General features: G+C 48.1%; 4 protein-coding genes, 8 rRNA genes, 1 pseudogene and 1 riboswitch. All 13 genes and pseudogenes read right to left on the reverse strand.

From position 1 onward, the window contains the following. Nucleotides 1–1,299 carry an adenylosuccinate lyase gene (gene purB, locus AC3ANV_RS25830; protein ID WP_488311434.1) on the reverse strand — a complete coding sequence of 433 codons (1,299 nt, stop codon included), beginning with the start codon at nucleotides 1,297–1,299 and terminating at the stop codon, nucleotides 1–3. 36 nt (nucleotides 1,300–1,335) lie between these two features. Then, the gene (gene purK, locus AC3ANV_RS25835) at nucleotides 1,336–2,484 is read right to left on the reverse strand and encodes a 5-(carboxyamino)imidazole ribonucleotide synthase (RefSeq protein ID WP_488311435.1); all 1,149 of its coding nucleotides are present in this window, start codon (nucleotides 2,482–2,484) and stop codon (nucleotides 1,336–1,338) included. After that, nucleotides 2,471–2,959, reverse strand: coding sequence for a 5-(carboxyamino)imidazole ribonucleotide mutase (purE, locus tag AC3ANV_RS25840; RefSeq protein WP_488311436.1), 489 nt, complete (start codon nucleotides 2,957–2,959; stop codon nucleotides 2,471–2,473). The genes purK and purE overlap by 14 nt, the downstream gene beginning before the upstream one ends. Before the next feature lie 136 nt (nucleotides 2,960–3,095). Continuing rightward, nucleotides 3,096–3,197: riboswitch (purine riboswitch) on the reverse strand. Nucleotides 3,198–3,269: 72 nt separating this feature from the next. Continuing rightward, on the reverse strand, nucleotides 3,270–3,485 hold the full coding sequence (locus AC3ANV_RS25845; protein WP_488311437.1) for an NETI motif-containing protein: 216 nt from the start codon (nucleotides 3,483–3,485) through the stop codon (nucleotides 3,270–3,272). Then, nucleotides 3,482–3,613, reverse strand: a pseudogene (locus AC3ANV_RS25850) (DUF2179 domain-containing protein); the annotation flags it as partial. The pseudogene AC3ANV_RS25850 and the gene AC3ANV_RS25845, both read right to left, overlap by 4 nt. Before the next feature lie 366 nt (nucleotides 3,614–3,979). Then, a 5S ribosomal RNA gene (gene rrf / locus AC3ANV_RS25855) occupies nucleotides 3,980–4,095 on the reverse strand. An 89-nt stretch (nucleotides 4,096–4,184) separates the two neighbouring features. Further along, a 23S ribosomal RNA gene (locus AC3ANV_RS25860) occupies nucleotides 4,185–7,119 on the reverse strand. A 238-nt stretch (nucleotides 7,120–7,357) separates the two neighbouring features. Further along, nucleotides 7,358–8,907 (reverse strand): 16S ribosomal RNA (locus tag AC3ANV_RS25865). A 325-nt stretch (nucleotides 8,908–9,232) separates the two neighbouring features. Further along, nucleotides 9,233–9,348 (reverse strand): 5S ribosomal RNA (rrf, locus tag AC3ANV_RS25870). Between the two features lie 90 nt (nucleotides 9,349–9,438). After that, nucleotides 9,439–12,374: ribosomal RNA gene (locus AC3ANV_RS25875) — 23S ribosomal RNA — on the reverse strand. A 240-nt stretch (nucleotides 12,375–12,614) separates the two neighbouring features. Continuing rightward, nucleotides 12,615–14,164, reverse strand: a 16S ribosomal RNA gene (locus AC3ANV_RS25880). A gap of 325 nt (nucleotides 14,165–14,489) precedes the next feature. Further along, a 5S ribosomal RNA gene (gene rrf / locus AC3ANV_RS25885) occupies nucleotides 14,490–14,605 on the reverse strand. 90 nt (nucleotides 14,606–14,695) lie between these two features. Beyond that, a 23S ribosomal RNA gene (locus tag AC3ANV_RS25890) occupies nucleotides 14,696–17,630 on the reverse strand. The 16S, 23S and 5S rRNA genes sit together here, the layout of an rRNA operon. Nucleotides 17,631–17,839: the final 209 nt, after the last annotated feature.

Raw genomic sequence — 17,839 nt, forward strand, 5'->3', positions numbered from 1 at the left:
TTATTCATTTAAGCCTAAACGGTCAAAAATTGTATTTACATGTTGCAAGTGGTAGTTATAATCAAAACAATCGGCAATTTCTTCCGGTGAAAGTAGTGCTGTAATTTTCTCTTCTGCTTCAATCAAACCTCGGAAAGGCACTTGATTTTCCCATGCCTCCATAGCCTTTGGCTGCACAGTGTCATATGCTTCTTCGCGTGATAATCCTTTATCAATAAGAGCAAGCAGCACCCGTTGTGAATAAATCAAGCCAAGTGTCCTGTCCATGTTTCGCTTCATATTTTCCGGATAGACTGTCAGGTTTTTGATAATGTTGCTAAAGCGATTAAGCATATAATTCAAGCCAATTGTGGCATCCGGCAATATAATCCTTTCTGCAGAAGAATGTGAAATATCACGTTCATGCCAAAGTGGTACATTTTCATAAGCAGTCAGCATGTAGCCGCGAATTACTCGAGCAATTCCCGTCATATTTTCAGAGCCAATCGGATTCCGTTTATGCGGCATCGCTGATGAACCCTTTTGCCCTTTTGCAAAAAATTCTTCGACTTCACGCGTTTCACTTTTTTGCAGTCCGCGAACTTCTACCGCAAATTTTTCAATTGATGTTGCAATTAATGCAAGAGCTGACATGTAATGAGCATGTCGGTCACGCTGCAAGGTTTGTGTAGAAATCGGTGCACGCTCGAGACCTAACTTTTCACAAACATATTGTTCGACAAACGGATTAATATTGGCATACGTTCCGACAGCTCCGGAAATTTTACCGAACTCAATTCCTCGAGCCGCTTGTTTGAAACGCTCAAGGTTTCGTTTCATTTCTTCATACCAAAGAGCGAGTTTTAGACCAAAAGTTGTCGGCTCGGCATGAACACCATGTGTACGCCCCATCATAACCGTTAACTTATGTTCTTGTGCTTTGTTCTTCAAAATTTCAATAAAGTTCTCAATATCTCTTTGTAAAATTTCATTGGCTTGTTTTAATAAATAGGAAAGAGCTGTATCGACTACATCTGTAGATGTTAATCCGTAATGAACCCATTTCCGTTCTTCACCTAATGTTTCGGATACCGCACGGGTAAATGCAACGACATCATGTCTTGTTTCTTCTTCAATCTCTTTAATTCTGTCAATATTGAAGGATGCTTTTTCACGTAGTTTTTGCACGTCCTCTTTCGGAATATCTCCAAGCTCTGACCATGCCTCACAAGCGAGAATTTCTACCTCCAACCATGCTTTAAATCGGTTTTCTTCTGTCCAAATTGCACCCATTTCAGGTCTTGTATAACGATCAATCATCTTTTACCTCCAAATTTCAGTCAATAAATTATGTTTCTAGACTTTTTCCACTACTCTTTCCCAAATGCCGCTGTTCACTGCTTCTTCAAGCGCTGTTTCTACAGATTCGCGAAGTAGGTTAACATGCCCCATTTTTCGTTTAATCTTTGGTTCCTTTTTTCCATAAAAATGAATTTTCCAATCCTTCACTTCTGATAATTTCTCCAACATACGAGATTGGTGTTCCCCTAATAGGTTTACCATTACAGCAGGTTTTAATAGCTCAGTACTTCCTAATGGTAAGTTACACACCGCTCTGATATGCTGTTCAAATTGTGAAGTTTGACATGCTTCAATCGAATAATGCCCGGAATTATGAGGTCTTGGAGCAATCTCATTTATATAAATCGTATCATCTTCAGTTAAAAACATTTCTACAGCCAGCGTTCCAATTAAGTTAAAAGCATCAGCAAGTTTCTTAGCATAGTGGATAGCTATTTCTTCTGCTCCTTTACTTATTCTAGCGGGAACAATTGTCTGATGCAGAATATTATTTATATGAACATTTTCCGCCACAGGGAAAACGGTTGTTTCACTATTCATATTTCGCGTGACAATGACAGAGATCTCTTTTTTAAAAGGAACCCATTTTTCAAGAACACAACTGCCGTGCTCCAACAATTTTGCTGCTGCTTCAATTTCCTGCTCTTTATGAATTACAACTTGGCCTTTTCCATCGTACCCGCCGCGTGATGTTTTCAAAACAGCCGGTAAACCCAACATCTTGATACTATCATAGATATCATTTATTGAATAAATTTCAGCATACGGTGCTACCTGGACACCGGCAATTTGTATTGCTCGTTTTTCGTTAATTCGGTCTTGAGAAATCTCAAGCAGTTTTTTTCCTTGCGGTACATAAGCATTCGCACAAAGCCAGGAGAGTGCCGCTGAATCAATATTTTCAAATTCATAGGTAATAACATCACTTTTTTTAGCTAGCTCCTTGATTGCATCCATATCATCATAAGAAGCTATTATTTTTTCGTCTGCTATTTGACCACAAGGTGAATCCTCCGTAGGATCAAGTACAGCAATTCGATATCCCATTTCCCTTGCAGAGAGTGCCATCATTCTTCCTAATTGGCCGCCTCCAATAATTCCGATAGTATGACCCGGTAAAACAACTTTGTTATACAAGTTCATCACTGCTTTCTATTGCGGCTATTTTTGCTTCCTGACGTATACTTTCGAGACGTTCCGCCAATTCAGGATCGGTTATTGATAAAATTTGAGCTGCGAGTAAACCTGCATTTGTTGCACCGGCTTTTCCGATCGCAACGGTCGCAACAGGTACTCCCGCCGGCATTTGAACAATTGATAATAAAGAGTCTAAGCCATTTAGTGCTTTTGATTGAACCGGAATCCCAATAACAGGAAGTGTAGTTTTAGCTGCTACCATTCCCGGTAAATGTGCGGCTCCTCCTGCTCCGGCAATAATTACCTTTATTCCTCTATTTCGTGCAGAGTCTGCAAAATCAAACATTAAATCAGGAGTCCGATGTGCGGAGACAACTTTTTTTTCGTACGGGATGTCTAAACGATCAAGTGTTTCACATGCATGCTTTATCGTTTCCCAATCGGATTTACTTCCCATTATGACTGCTACTTTCGGGTTCATGTTTGTTCCTCCCAACCTTTTTCCAAAATAAAAAGCCCTAAAACAGACACTTTCCCCAATTTTGGTTGAGAGAAAGCAGTCTGTCCGGGCTGGAAATGTGAACAGAAAAACACCTTGGAGTGAGTTAACACTACTGGCATTATCCACTTTCCCTCATAGTCCAATCATTTACGGTAATTGGGTAGAAACTTATGGGCCATATTCCCATTATTATACGAGGGTTTTACTTTATGAACTTTTCGATACCTCTATATTAACAATTATCACAGCAAATGGTCAATAAAAACGAACATTTTTTTAATTGGTAAATTTAATGTTCGCTTTTGTCAATTATCTTCGCTTCAAAAATGATTTGTCTTCCAACTGGTTCATATGCCGTTTCACAGCCTTTTATGACCTCTTGAAAAATTGGTTTCTCCGTCCGCCTGGTAGGAACATACCCTAGCTTCTTAATTCGTTCTAAACATTCTTCAATCGTTTCGTTTTCTTGAACTTCAAAATTCATTTTCTTTTTTTCTTTACTCATGAAAACAATTTCCCTCGTTTCACTGATTTAACCCAAAATCCGCCATGGATTGACTTTGGTTCATAAGGAATGATAAATGCTTTAGGATCCAAATTTTTTATTGTATCATACAATCGTAATTTGTACTTAAAAACGCAGCTAAATAACGCTGGCCTTTTAACGTTAATATCATTCAAATTGTAAAAAAAGATACATAAACAATATTAATGAAAAGAATAATTGCAACCATTATAAAGCTATTGTGCAACAAAAGAAATCCCAAATGTGTTCTCTTTCTGTAGTACAGTTTAACTCTATTTTGATTCGTTTGTTAAGAATAGTTTTAATCTATTTTTAGATTTATTTTGAGTGGGTGTGTTTGGGGGTTCTATTTTATATATCAGCAAATTTAGGGATTTTATCAGCGGAATCGAATTGTAAGTTTAAAAAAAGGTTCATTGCCCTTTCGGACAAGCACAAAAAAGACAACCCATATCAGGTTGTCTTTCATTCTTGCCTGGCAACGTCCTACTCTCACAGGGACAAAGTCCCAACTACCATCGGCGCTGAGAAGCTTAACTTCCGTGTTCGGTATGGGAACGGGTGTGACCTTCTCGCCATTGCTGCCAGACTATTTGTTTGAGGTTTCATTCCCTCAAAACTGGATAATGCAGAAGAAGTTTGGTAAAAACGAGTTCACCTTGTTCATATAAATATGACTTGGTTAAGTCCTCGAACGATTAGTATCAGTCAGCTCCACACGTCACCGCGCTTCCACCTCTGACCTATCAACCTGATCATCTTTCAGGGTTCTTACTAGCTTGACGCTATGGGAAATCTCATCTTGAGGGGGGCTTCATGCTTAGATGCTTTCAGCACTTATCCCGTCCGCACATAGCTACCCAGCGATGCCTTTGGCAAGACAACTGGTACACCAGCGGTGCGTCCATCCCGGTCCTCTCGTACTAAGGACAGCTCCTCTCAAATTTCCTGCGCCCACGACGGATAGGGACCGAACTGTCTCACGACGTTCTGAACCCAGCTCGCGTACCGCTTTAATGGGCGAACAGCCCAACCCTTGGGACCGACTACAGCCCCAGGATGCGATGAGCCGACATCGAGGTGCCAAACCTCCCCGTCGATGTGGACTCTTGGGGGAGATAAGCCTGTTATCCCCGGGGTAGCTTTTATCCGTTGAGCGATGGCCCTTCCATGCGGAACCACCGGATCACTAAGCCCGACTTTCGTCCCTGCTCGACTTGTAGGTCTCGCAGTCAAGCTCCCTTGTGCCTTTACACTCTACGAATGATTTCCAACCATTCTGAGGGAACCTTTGGGCGCCTCCGTTACTCTTTAGGAGGCGACCGCCCCAGTCAAACTGCCCACCTGACACTGTCTCCCACCCCGATGAGGGGTGCGGGTTAGAATTTCAATACAGCCAGGGTAGTATCCCACCGACGCCTCCACCGAAGCTAGCGCTCCGGCTTCTACGGCTCCTACCTATCCTGTACAAGCTGTACCAAAATTCAATATCAGGCTACAGTAAAGCTCCACGGGGTCTTTCCGTCCTGTCGCGGGTAACCTGCATCTTCACAGGTACTATAATTTCACCGAGTCTCTCGTTGAGACAGTGCCCAGATCGTTACGCCTTTCGTGCGGGTCGGAACTTACCCGACAAGGAATTTCGCTACCTTAGGACCGTTATAGTTACGGCCGCCGTTTACTGGGGCTTCGATTCAGAGCTTCGCTTGCGCTAACCCCTCCTCTTAACCTTCCAGCACCGGGCAGGCGTCAGCCCCTATACTTCGCCTTGCGGCTTCGCAGAGACCTGTGTTTTTGCTAAACAGTCGCCTGGGCCTATTCACTGCGGCTCTTCGAGGCTATTCACCCCAAAGAGCACCCCTTCTCCCGAAGTTACGGGGTCATTTTGCCGAGTTCCTTAACGAGAGTTCTCTCGCTCACCTTAGGATTCTCTCCTCGCCTACCTGTGTCGGTTTGCGGTACGGGCACCTTTTATCTCGCTAGAGGCTTTTCTTGGCAGTGTGGAATCAGGAACTTCGGTACTAAATTTCCCTCGCTGTCACAGCTCAGCCTAACGCAAGCGGGATTTGCCTCGCTTGCAGCCTAACTGCTTAGACGCGCATATCCAACAGCGCGCTTACCCTATCCTCCTGCGTCCCCCCGTTGCTCAAACGATAAAGAGGTGGTACAGGAATATCAACCTGTTGTCCATCGCCTACGCCTTTCGGCCTCGGCTTAGGTCCCGACTAACCCTGAGCGGACGAGCCTTCCTCAGGAAACCTTAGGCATTCGGTGGATGAGATTCTCACTCATCTTTCGCTACTCATACCGGCATTCTCACTTCTAAGCGCTCCACCAGTCCTTACGGTCTGACTTCAACGCCCTTAGAACGCTCTCCTACCACTGACATCAACGATGTCAATCCACAGCTTCGGTGATACGTTTAGCCCCGGTACATTTTCGGCGCAGAGTCACTCGACCAGTGAGCTATTACGCACTCTTTAAATGGTGGCTGCTTCTAAGCCAACATCCTGGTTGTCTAAGCAACTCCACATCCTTTTCCACTTAACGTATACTTTGGGACCTTAGCTGGTGGTCTGGGCTGTTTCCCTTTTGACTACGGATCTTATCACTCGCAGTCTGACTCCCACGGATAAGTCTTTGGCATTCGGAGTTTGTCTGAATTCGGTAACCCGATGAGGGCCCCTAGTCCAAACAGTGCTCTACCTCCAAGACTCTTACTACGTGAGGCTAGCCCTAAAGCTATTTCGGAGAGAACCAGCTATCTCCAAGTTCGATTGGAATTTCTCCGCTACCCACACCTCATCCCCGCACTTTTCAACGTGCGTGGGTTCGGGCCTCCATCCAGTGTTACCTGGACTTCACCCTGGACATGGGTAGATCACCTGGTTTCGGGTCTACGACCACATACTCATTCGCCCTATTCAGACTCGCTTTCGCTGCGGCTCCGTCTCTTCAACTTAACCTTGCATGTAATCGTAACTCGCCGGTTCATTCTACAAAAGGCACGCCATCACCCATAAACGGGCTCTGACTACTTGTAGGCACACGGTTTCAGGAACTATTTCACTCCCCTTCCGGGGTGCTTTTCACCTTTCCCTCACGGTACTGGTTCACTATCGGTCACTAGGGAGTATTTAGCCTTGGGAGATGGTCCTCCCTGCTTCCGACCGGATTTCACGTGTCCGGCCGTACTCAGGATCCACTCAGGAGGGAACGAAGTTTCAACTACAGGGTTTTTACCTTCTATGACGGACCTTTCCAGATCGCTTCATCTACCCCGTTCCTTTGTAACTCCATGTTGAGTGTCCTACAACCCCAAGAGGCAAGCCTCTTGGTTTGGGCTATGTCCCGTTTCGCTCGCCGCTACTCAGGGAATCGCGTTTGCTTTCTCTTCCTCCGGGTACTTAGATGTTTCAGTTCCCCGGGTATGCCTTCCATACCCTATGTATTTAGGTAAAGATATTGCTCCATTACGAGCAATGGGTTTCCCCATTCGGAAATCTCCGGATCAAAGCTTACTTACAGCTCCCCGAAGCATATCGGTGTTAGTCCCGTCCTTCATCGGCTCCTAGTGCCAAGGCATTCACCGTGCGCCCTTTCTAACTTAACCTAAAAGGTTTATTTCTCTTACTTAAATAAGAGAGAAAACTAAAATGGCAAGGAAAAATTGAACTGCATTTTTCCCTATTACTCGGTTCTTACTTTGACTTCTTCTTTACGATTATCCAGTTTTCAAAGAACGAATAAAAAAAGCTTCGAGAGAATTGCTCTCTCAAAACTAAACAAACAAAGAACGTGTTTCAAACAAACTGTTTTGTCCGGCTCATATGTCCGGCATATATCCTTAGAAAGGAGGTGATCCAGCCGCACCTTCCGATACGGCTACCTTGTTACGACTTCACCCCAATCATCTGTCCCACCTTAGGCGGCTGGCTCCTTACGGTTACCCCACCGACTTCGGGTGTTACAAACTCTCGTGGTGTGACGGGCGGTGTGTACAAGGCCCGGGAACGTATTCACCGCGGCATGCTGATCCGCGATTACTAGCGATTCCGGCTTCATGTAGGCGAGTTGCAGCCTACAATCCGAACTGAGAATGGTTTTATGGGATTGGCTCGACCTTGCGGTTTTGCAGCCCTTTGTACCATCCATTGTAGCACGTGTGTAGCCCAGGTCATAAGGGGCATGATGATTTGACGTCATCCCCACCTTCCTCCGGTTTGTCACCGGCAGTCACCTTAGAGTGCCCAACTGAATGCTGGCAACTAAGATCAAGGGTTGCGCTCGTTGCGGGACTTAACCCAACATCTCACGACACGAGCTGACGACAACCATGCACCACCTGTCACTCTGTCCCCCGAAGGGGAAAGCCCTATCTCTAGGGGTGTCAGAGGATGTCAAGACCTGGTAAGGTTCTTCGCGTTGCTTCGAATTAAACCACATGCTCCACCGCTTGTGCGGGCCCCCGTCAATTCCTTTGAGTTTCAGCCTTGCGGCCGTACTCCCCAGGCGGAGTGCTTAATGCGTTAGCTGCAGCACTAAAGGGCGGAAACCCTCTAACACTTAGCACTCATCGTTTACGGCGTGGACTACCAGGGTATCTAATCCTGTTTGCTCCCCACGCTTTCGCGCCTCAGCGTCAGTTACAGACCAGAAAGTCGCCTTCGCCACTGGTGTTCCTCCACATCTCTACGCATTTCACCGCTACACGTGGAATTCCACTTTCCTCTTCTGCACTCAAGTCCCCCAGTTTCCAATGACCCTCCACGGTTGAGCCGTGGGCTTTCACATCAGACTTAAAGGACCGCCTGCGCGCGCTTTACGCCCAATGATTCCGGACAACGCTTGCCACCTACGTATTACCGCGGCTGCTGGCACGTAGTTAGCCGTGGCTTTCTGGTTAGGTACCGTCAAGGTACCGGCAGTTACTCCGGTACTTGTTCTTCCCTAACAACAGAGCTTTACGACCCGAAGGCCTTCATCGCTCACGCGGCGTTGCTCCGTCAGACTTTCGTCCATTGCGGAAGATTCCCTACTGCTGCCTCCCGTAGGAGTCTGGGCCGTGTCTCAGTCCCAGTGTGGCCGATCACCCTCTCAGGTCGGCTACGCATCGTCGCCTTGGTGAGCCGTTACCTCACCAACTAGCTAATGCGCCGCGGGCCCATCTGTAAGTGACAGCCGAAACCGTCTTTCAGCTTTTCCTCATGTGAGGAAAAGGATTATCCGGTATTAGCTCCGGTTTCCCGAAGTTATCCCAGTCTTACAGGCAGGTTGCCCACGTGTTACTCACCCGTCCGCCGCTAACCTTCAGGAGCAAGCTCCTAAAGATTCGCTCGACTTGCATGTATTAGGCACGCCGCCAGCGTTCGTCCTGAGCCAGGATCAAACTCTCCAAGAAAGTTGATTAGCTCATTTGTTACGTTGGCTTAGCTTCACTTTCTTACGAAAGATCCACTAATAGTTATTGTTTGTTTGCACGATTTTGTTTGTTTAGTTTTCAAAGAACAAAGCTGCTAATTAAAATAGCGACAAAAACTATCATATCACATTGCTTCTTATATATCAACTGAAAATTACTTTCTTTTGAAAAGATATTTTTAACTGATGTACTTTTTGAAGCAACTTTTACATGATAACACCGTTGGTGTTTCAATGCAATATAAAGTTTTTATTTTTTCTCCAAAAGGAGATTTTAAAGACAGAGAATAGCTTCTTTGTCTTTCGCCTGGCAACGTCCTACTCTCACAGGGACAAAGTCCCAACTACCATCGGCGCTGAGAAGCTTAACTTCCGTGTTCGGTATGGGAACGGGTGTGACCTTCTCGCCATTGCTGCCAGGCTATTTTCTTTGAGGTTTCATTCCCTCAAAACTGGATAATGCAGAAGAAGTTTGGTAAAAACGAGTTCACCTTGTTCATATATATATGACTTGGTTAAGTCCTCGAACGATTAGTATCAGTCAGCTCCACACGTCACCGCGCTTCCACCTCTGACCTATCAACCTGATCATCTTTCAGGGTTCTTACTAGCTTGACGCTATGGGAAATCTCATCTTGAGGGGGGCTTCATGCTTAGATGCTTTCAGCACTTATCCCGTCCGCACATAGCTACCCAGCGATGCCTTTGGCAAGACAACTGGTACACCAGCGGTGCGTCCATCCCGGTCCTCTCGTACTAAGGACAGCTCCTCTCAAATTTCCTGCGCCCACGACGGATAGGGACCGAACTGTCTCACGACGTTCTGAACCCAGCTCGCGTACCGCTTTAATGGGCGAACAGCCCAACCCTTGGGACCGACTACAGCCCCAGGATGCGATGAGCCGACATCGAGGTGCCAAACCTCCCCGTCGATGTGGACTCTTGGGGGAGATAAGCCTGTTATCCCCGGGGTAGCTTTTATCCGTTGAGCGATGGCCCTTCCATGCGGAACCACCGGATCACTAAGCCCGACTTTCGTCCCTGCTCGACTTGTAGGTCTCGCAGTCAAGCTCCCTTGTGCCTTTACACTCTACGAATGATTTCCAACCATTCTGAGGGAACCTTTGGGCGCCTCCGTTACTCTTTAGGAGGCGACCGCCCCAGTCAAACTGCCCACCTGACACTGTCTCCCACCCCGATGAGGGGTGCGGGTTAGAATTTCAATACAGCCAGGGTAGTATCCCACCGACGCCTCCACCGAAGCTAGCGCTCCGGCTTCTACGGCTCCTACCTATCCTGTACAAGCTGTACCAAAATTCAATATCAGGCTACAGTAAAGCTCCACGGGGTCTTTCCGTCCTGTCGCGGGTAACCTGCATCTTCACAGGTACTATAATTTCACCGAGTCTCTCGTTGAGACAGTGCCCAGATCGTTACGCCTTTCGTGCGGGTCGGAACTTACCCGACAAGGAATTTCGCTACCTTAGGACCGTTATAGTTACGGCCGCCGTTTACTGGGGCTTCGATTCAGAGCTTCGCTTGCGCTAACCCCTCCTCTTAACCTTCCAGCACCGGGCAGGCGTCAGCCCCTATACTTCGCCTTGCGGCTTCGCAGAGACCTGTGTTTTTGCTAAACAGTCGCCTGGGCCTATTCACTGCGGCTCTTCGAGGCTATTCACCCCAAAGAGCACCCCTTCTCCCGAAGTTACGGGGTCATTTTGCCGAGTTCCTTAACGAGAGTTCTCTCGCTCACCTTAGGATTCTCTCCTCGCCTACCTGTGTCGGTTTGCGGTACGGGCACCTTTTATCTCGCTAGAGGCTTTTCTTGGCAGTGTGGAATCAGGAACTTCGGTACTAAATTTCCCTCGCTGTCACAGCTCAGCCTTCACGCAAGCGGGATTTGCCTCACTTGCAGCCTAACTGCTTAGACGCGCATATCCAACAGCGCGCTTACCCTATCCTCCTGCGTCCCCCCGTTGCTCAAACGATAAAGAGGTGGTACAGGAATATCAACCTGTTGTCCATCGCCTACGCCTTTCGGCCTCGGCTTAGGTCCCGACTAACCCTGAGCGGACGAGCCTTCCTCAGGAAACCTTAGGCATTCGGTGGATGAGATTCTCACTCATCTTTCGCTACTCATACCGGCATTCTCACTTCTAAGCGCTCCACCAGTCCTTACGGTCTGACTTCAACGCCCTTAGAACGCTCTCCTACCACTGACATCGAAGATGTCAATCCACAGCTTCGGTGATACGTTTAGCCCCGGTACATTTTCGGCGCAGAGTCACTCGACCAGTGAGCTATTACGCACTCTTTAAATGGTGGCTGCTTCTAAGCCAACATCCTGGTTGTCTAAGCAACTCCACATCCTTTTCCACTTAACGTATACTTTGGGACCTTAGCTGGTGGTCTGGGCTGTTTCCCTTTTGACTACGGATCTTATCACTCGCAGTCTGACTCCCACGGATAAGTCTTTGGCATTCGGAGTTTGTCTGAATTCGGTAACCCGATGAGGGCCCCTAGTCCAAACAGTGCTCTACCTCCAAGACTCTTACTACGTGAGGCTAGCCCTAAAGCTATTTCGGAGAGAACCAGCTATCTCCAAGTTCGATTGGAATTTCTCCGCTACCCACACCTCATCCCCGCACTTTTCAACGTGCGTGGGTTCGGGCCTCCATCCAGTGTTACCTGGACTTCACCCTGGACATGGGTAGATCACCTGGTTTCGGGTCTACGACCACATACTCATTCGCCCTATTCAGACTCGCTTTCGCTGCGGCTCCGTCTCTTCAACTTAACCTTGCATGTAATCGTAACTCGCCGGTTCATTCTACAAAAGGCACGCCATCACCCATGAACGGGCTCTGACTACTTGTAGGCACACGGTTTCAGGAACTATTTCACTCCCCTTCCGGGGTGCTTTTCACCTTTCCCTCACGGTACTGGTTCACTATCGGTCACTAGGGAGTATTTAGCCTTGGGAGATGGTCCTCCCTGCTTCCGACCGGATTTCACGTGTCCGGCCGTACTCAGGATCCACTCAGGAGGGAACGAAGTTTCAACTACAGGGTTTTTACCTTCTATGACGGACCTTTCCAGATCGCTTCATCTACCCCGTTCCTTTGTAACTCCATGTTGAGTGTCCTACAACCCCAAGAGGCAAGCCTCTTGGTTTGGGCTATGTCCCGTTTCGCTCGCCGCTACTCAGGGAATCGCGTTTGCTTTCTCTTCCTCCGGGTACTTAGATGTTTCAGTTCCCCGGGTATGCCTTCCATACCCTATGTATTCAGGTAAAGATATTGCTCCATTACGAGCAATGGGTTTCCCCATTCGGAAATCTCCGGATCAAAGCTTACTTACAGCTCCCCGAAGCATATCGGTGTTAGTCCCGTCCTTCATCGGCTCCTAGTGCCAAGGCATTCACCGTGCGCCCTTTCTAACTTAACCTAAAAGGTTTAATTCTCTTACATAATAAGAGAGAAAACTAAAACGGCAAGGAAAAATTGAACTGCATTTTTCCCTATAACTCGGTTCTTACTTTGACTTCTTCTTTACGATTATCCAGTTTTCAAAGAACGAATAAAAAAAGCTTCGAGAGATTAATTGCTCTCTCAAAACTAAACAAACAAAGAACGTGTTTCAAACAAACTGTTTTGTCCGGCTCATATGTCCGGCATATATCCTTAGAAAGGAGGTGATCCAGCCGCACCTTCCGATACGGCTACCTTGTTACGACTTCACCCCAATCATCTGTCCCACCTTAGGCGGCTGGCTCCTTACGGTTACCCCACCGACTTCGGGTGTTACAAACTCTCGTGGTGTGACGGGCGGTGTGTACAAGGCCCGGGAACGTATTCACCGCGGCATGCTGATCCGCGATTACTAGCGATTCCGGCTTCATGTAGGCGAGTTGCAGCCTACAATCCGAACTGAGAATGGTTTTATGGGATTGGCTCGACCTTGCGGTTTTGCAGCCCTTTGTACCATCCATTGTAGCACGTGTGTAGCCCAGGTCATAAGGGGCATGATGATTTGACGTCATCCCCACCTTCCTCCGGTTTGTCACCGGCAGTCACCTTAGAGTGCCCAACTGAATGCTGGCAACTAAGATCAAGGGTTGCGCTCGTTGCGGGACTTAACCCAACATCTCACGACACGAGCTGACGACAACCATGCACCACCTGTCACTCTGTCCCCCGAAGGGGAAAGCCCTATCTCTAGGGGTGTCAGAGGATGTCAAGACCTGGTAAGGTTCTTCGCGTTGCTTCGAATTAAACCACATGCTCCACCGCTTGTGCGGGCCCCCGTCAATTCCTTTGAGTTTCAGCCTTGCGGCCGTACTCCCCAGGCGGAGTGCTTAATGCGTTAGCTGCAGCACTAAAGGGCGGAAACCCTCTAACACTTAGCACTCATCGTTTACGGCGTGGACTACCAGGGTATCTAATCCTGTTTGCTCCCCACGCTTTCGCGCCTCAGCGTCAGTTACAGACCAGAAAGTCGCCTTCGCCACTGGTGTTCCTCCACATCTCTACGCATTTCACCGCTACACGTGGAATTCCACTTTCCTCTTCTGCACTCAAGTCCCCCAGTTTCCAATGACCCTCCACGGTTGAGCCGTGGGCTTTCACATCAGACTTAAAGGACCGCCTGCGCGCGCTTTACGCCCAATGATTCCGGACAACGCTTGCCACCTACGTATTACCGCGGCTGCTGGCACGTAGTTAGCCGTGGCTTTCTGGTTAGGTACCGTCAAGGTACCGGCAGTTACTCCGGTACTTGTTCTTCCCTAACAACAGAGCTTTACGACCCGAAGGCCTTCATCGCTCACGCGGCGTTGCTCCGTCAGACTTTCGTCCATTGCGGAAGATTCCCTACTGCTGCCTCCCGTAGGAGTCTGGGCCGTGTCTCAGTCCCAGTGTGGCCGATCACCCTCTCAGGTCGGCTACGCATCGTCGCCTTGGTGAGCCGTTACCTCACCAACTAGCTAATGCGCCGCGGGCCCATCTGTAAGTGACAGCCGAAACCGTCTTTCAGCTTTTCCTCATGTGAGGAAAAGGATTATCCGGTATTAGCTCCGGTTTCCCGAAGTTATCCCAGTCTTACAGGCAGGTTGCCCACGTGTTACTCACCCGTCCGCCGCTAACCTTCAGGAGCAAGCTCCTAAAGATTCGCTCGACTTGCATGTATTAGGCACGCCGCCAGCGTTCGTCCTGAGCCAGGATCAAACTCTCCAAGAAAGTTGATTAGCTCATTTGTTACGTTGGCTTAGCTTCACTTTCTTACGAAAGATCCACTAATAGTTATTGTTTGTTTGCACGATTTTGTTTGTTTAGTTTTCAAAGAACAAAGCTGCTAATTAAAATAGCGACAAAAACTATCATATCACATTGCTTCTTATATATCAACTGAAAATTACTTTCTTTTGAAAAGATATTTTTAACTGATGTACTTTTTGAAGCAACTTTTACATGATAACACCGTTGGTGTTTCAATGCAATATAAAGTTTTTATTTTTTCTCCAAAAGGAGATTTTAAAGACAGAGAATAGCTTCTTTGTCTTTCGCCTGGCAACGTCCTACTCTCACAGGGACAAAGTCCCAACTACCATCGGCGCTGAGAAGCTTAACTTCCGTGTTCGGTATGGGAACGGGTGTGACCTTCTCGCCATTGCTGCCAGACTATTTTCTTTGAGGTTTCATTCCCTCAAAACTGGATAATGCAGAAGAAGTTTGGTAAAAACGAGTTCACCTTGTTCATATAAATATGACTTGGTTAAGTCCTCGAACGATTAGTATCAGTCAGCTCCACACGTCACCGCGCTTCCACCTCTGACCTATCAACCTGATCATCTTTCAGGGTTCTTACTAGCTTGACGCTATGGGAAATCTCATCTTGAGGGGGGCTTCATGCTTAGATGCTTTCAGCACTTATCCCGTCCGCACATAGCTACCCAGCGATGCCTTTGGCAAGACAACTGGTACACCAGCGGTGCGTCCATCCCGGTCCTCTCGTACTAAGGACAGCTCCTCTCAAATTTCCTGCGCCCACGACGGATAGGGACCGAACTGTCTCACGACGTTCTGAACCCAGCTCGCGTACCGCTTTAATGGGCGAACAGCCCAACCCTTGGGACCGACTACAGCCCCAGGATGCGATGAGCCGACATCGAGGTGCCAAACCTCCCCGTCGATGTGGACTCTTGGGGGAGATAAGCCTGTTATCCCCGGGGTAGCTTTTATCCGTTGAGCGATGGCCCTTCCATGCGGAACCACCGGATCACTAAGCCCGACTTTCGTCCCTGCTCGACTTGTAGGTCTCGCAGTCAAGCTCCCTTGTGCCTTTACACTCTACGAATGATTTCCAACCATTCTGAGGGAACCTTTGGGCGCCTCCGTTACTCTTTAGGAGGCGACCGCCCCAGTCAAACTGCCCACCTGACACTGTCTCCCACCCCGATGAGGGGTGCGGGTTAGAATTTCAATACAGCCAGGGTAGTATCCCACCGACGCCTCCACCGAAGCTAGCGCTCCGGCTTCTACGGCTCCTACCTATCCTGTACAAGCTGTACCAAAATTCAATATCAGGCTACAGTAAAGCTCCACGGGGTCTTTCCGTCCTGTCGCGGGTAACCTGCATCTTCACAGGTACTATAATTTCACCGAGTCTCTCGTTGAGACAGTGCCCAGATCGTTACGCCTTTCGTGCGGGTCGGAACTTACCCGACAAGGAATTTCGCTACCTTAGGACCGTTATAGTTACGGCCGCCGTTTACTGGGGCTTCGATTCAGAGCTTCGCTTGCGCTAACCCCTCCTCTTAACCTTCCAGCACCGGGCAGGCGTCAGCCCCTATACTTCGCCTTGCGGCTTCGCAGAGACCTGTGTTTTTGCTAAACAGTCGCCTGGGCCTATTCACTGCGGCTCTTCGAGGCTATTCACCCCAAAGAGCACCCCTTCTCCCGAAGTTACGGGGTCATTTTGCCGAGTTCCTTAACGAGAGTTCTCTCGCTCACCTTAGGATTCTCTCCTCGCCTACCTGTGTCGGTTTGCGGTACGGGCACCTTTTATCTCGCTAGAGGCTTTTCTTGGCAGTGTGGAATCAGGAACTTCGGTACTAAATTTCCCTCGCTGTCACAGCTCAGCCTAACGCAAGCGGGATTTGCCTCGCTTGCAGCCTAACTGCTTAGACGCGCATATCCAACAGCGCGCTTACCCTATCCTCCTGCGTCCCCCCGTTGCTCAAACGATAAAGAGGTGGTACAGGAATATCAACCTGTTGTCCATCGCCTACGCCTTTCGGCCTCGGCTTAGGTCCCGACTAACCCTGAGCGGACGAGCCTTCCTCAGGAAACCTTAGGCATTCGGTGGATGAGATTCTCACTCATCTTTCGCTACTCATACCGGCATTCTCACTTCTAAGCGCTCCACCAGTCCTTACGGTCTGACTTCAACGCCCTTAGAACGCTCTCCTACCACTGACATCGAAGATGTCAATCCACAGCTTCGGTGATACGTTTAGCCCCGGTACATTTTCGGCGCAGAGTCACTCGACCAGTGAGCTATTACGCACTCTTTAAATGGTGGCTGCTTCTAAGCCAACATCCTGGTTGTCTAAGCAACTCCACATCCTTTTCCACTTAACGTATACTTTGGGACCTTAGCTGGTGGTCTGGGCTGTTTCCCTTTTGACTACGGATCTTATCACTCGCAGTCTGACTCCCACGGATAAGTCTTTGGCATTCGGAGTTTGTCTGAATTCGGTAACCCGATGAGGGCCCCTAGTCCAAACAGTGCTCTACCTCCAAGACTCTTACTACGTGAGGCTAGCCCTAAAGCTATTTCGGAGAGAACCAGCTATCTCCAAGTTCGATTGGAATTTCTCCGCTACCCACACCTCATCCCCGCACTTTTCAACGTGCGTGGGTTCGGGCCTCCATCCAGTGTTACCTGGACTTCACCCTGGACATGGGTAGATCACCTGGTTTCGGGTCTACGACCACATACTCATTCGCCCTATTCAGACTCGCTTTCGCTGCGGCTCCGTCTCTTCAACTTAACCTTGCATGTAATCGTAACTCGCCGGTTCATTCTACAAAAGGCACGCCATCACCCATAAACGGGCTCTGACTACTTGTAGGCACACGGTTTCAGGAACTATTTCACTCCCCTTCCGGGGTGCTTTTCACCTTTCCCTCACGGTACTGGTTCACTATCGGTCACTAGGGAGTATTTAGCCTTGGGAGATGGTCCTCCCTGCTTCCGACCGGATTTCACGTGTCCGGCCGTACTCAGGATCCACTCAGGAGGGAACGAAGTTTCAACTACAGGGTTTTTACCTTCTATGACGGACCTTTCCAGATCGCTTCATCTACCCCGTTCCTTTGTAACTCCATGTTGAGTGTCCTACAACCCCAAGAGGCAAGCCTCTTGGTTTGGGCTATGTCCCGTTTCGCTCGCCGCTACTCAGGGAATCGCGTTTGCTTTCTCTTCCTCCGGGTACTTAGATGTTTCAGTTCCCCGGGTATGCCTTCCATACCCTATGTATTCAGGTAAAGATACTGTTCCATTACGAACAGCGGGTTTCCCCATTCGGAAATCTCCGGATCAAAGCTTACTTACAGCTCCCCGAAGCATATCGGTGTTAGTCCCGTCCTTCATCGGCTCCTAGTGCCAAGGCATTCACCGTGCGCCCTTTCTAACTTAACCTAAAAGGTTTATTTCTCTTACTTAAATAAGAGAGAAAACTAAAATGGCAAGGAAAAATTGAACTGCATTTTTCCCTATTACTCGGTTCTTACTTTGACTTCTTCTTTACGATTATCCAGTTTTCAAAGAACGAATAAAAAAAGCTTCGAGAGAATTGCTCTCTCAAAACTAAACAAACAAAGAACGTGTTTCAAACAAACTGTTTTGTC

The organism is Neobacillus sp. DFD-2R, from assembly GCF_057747865.1.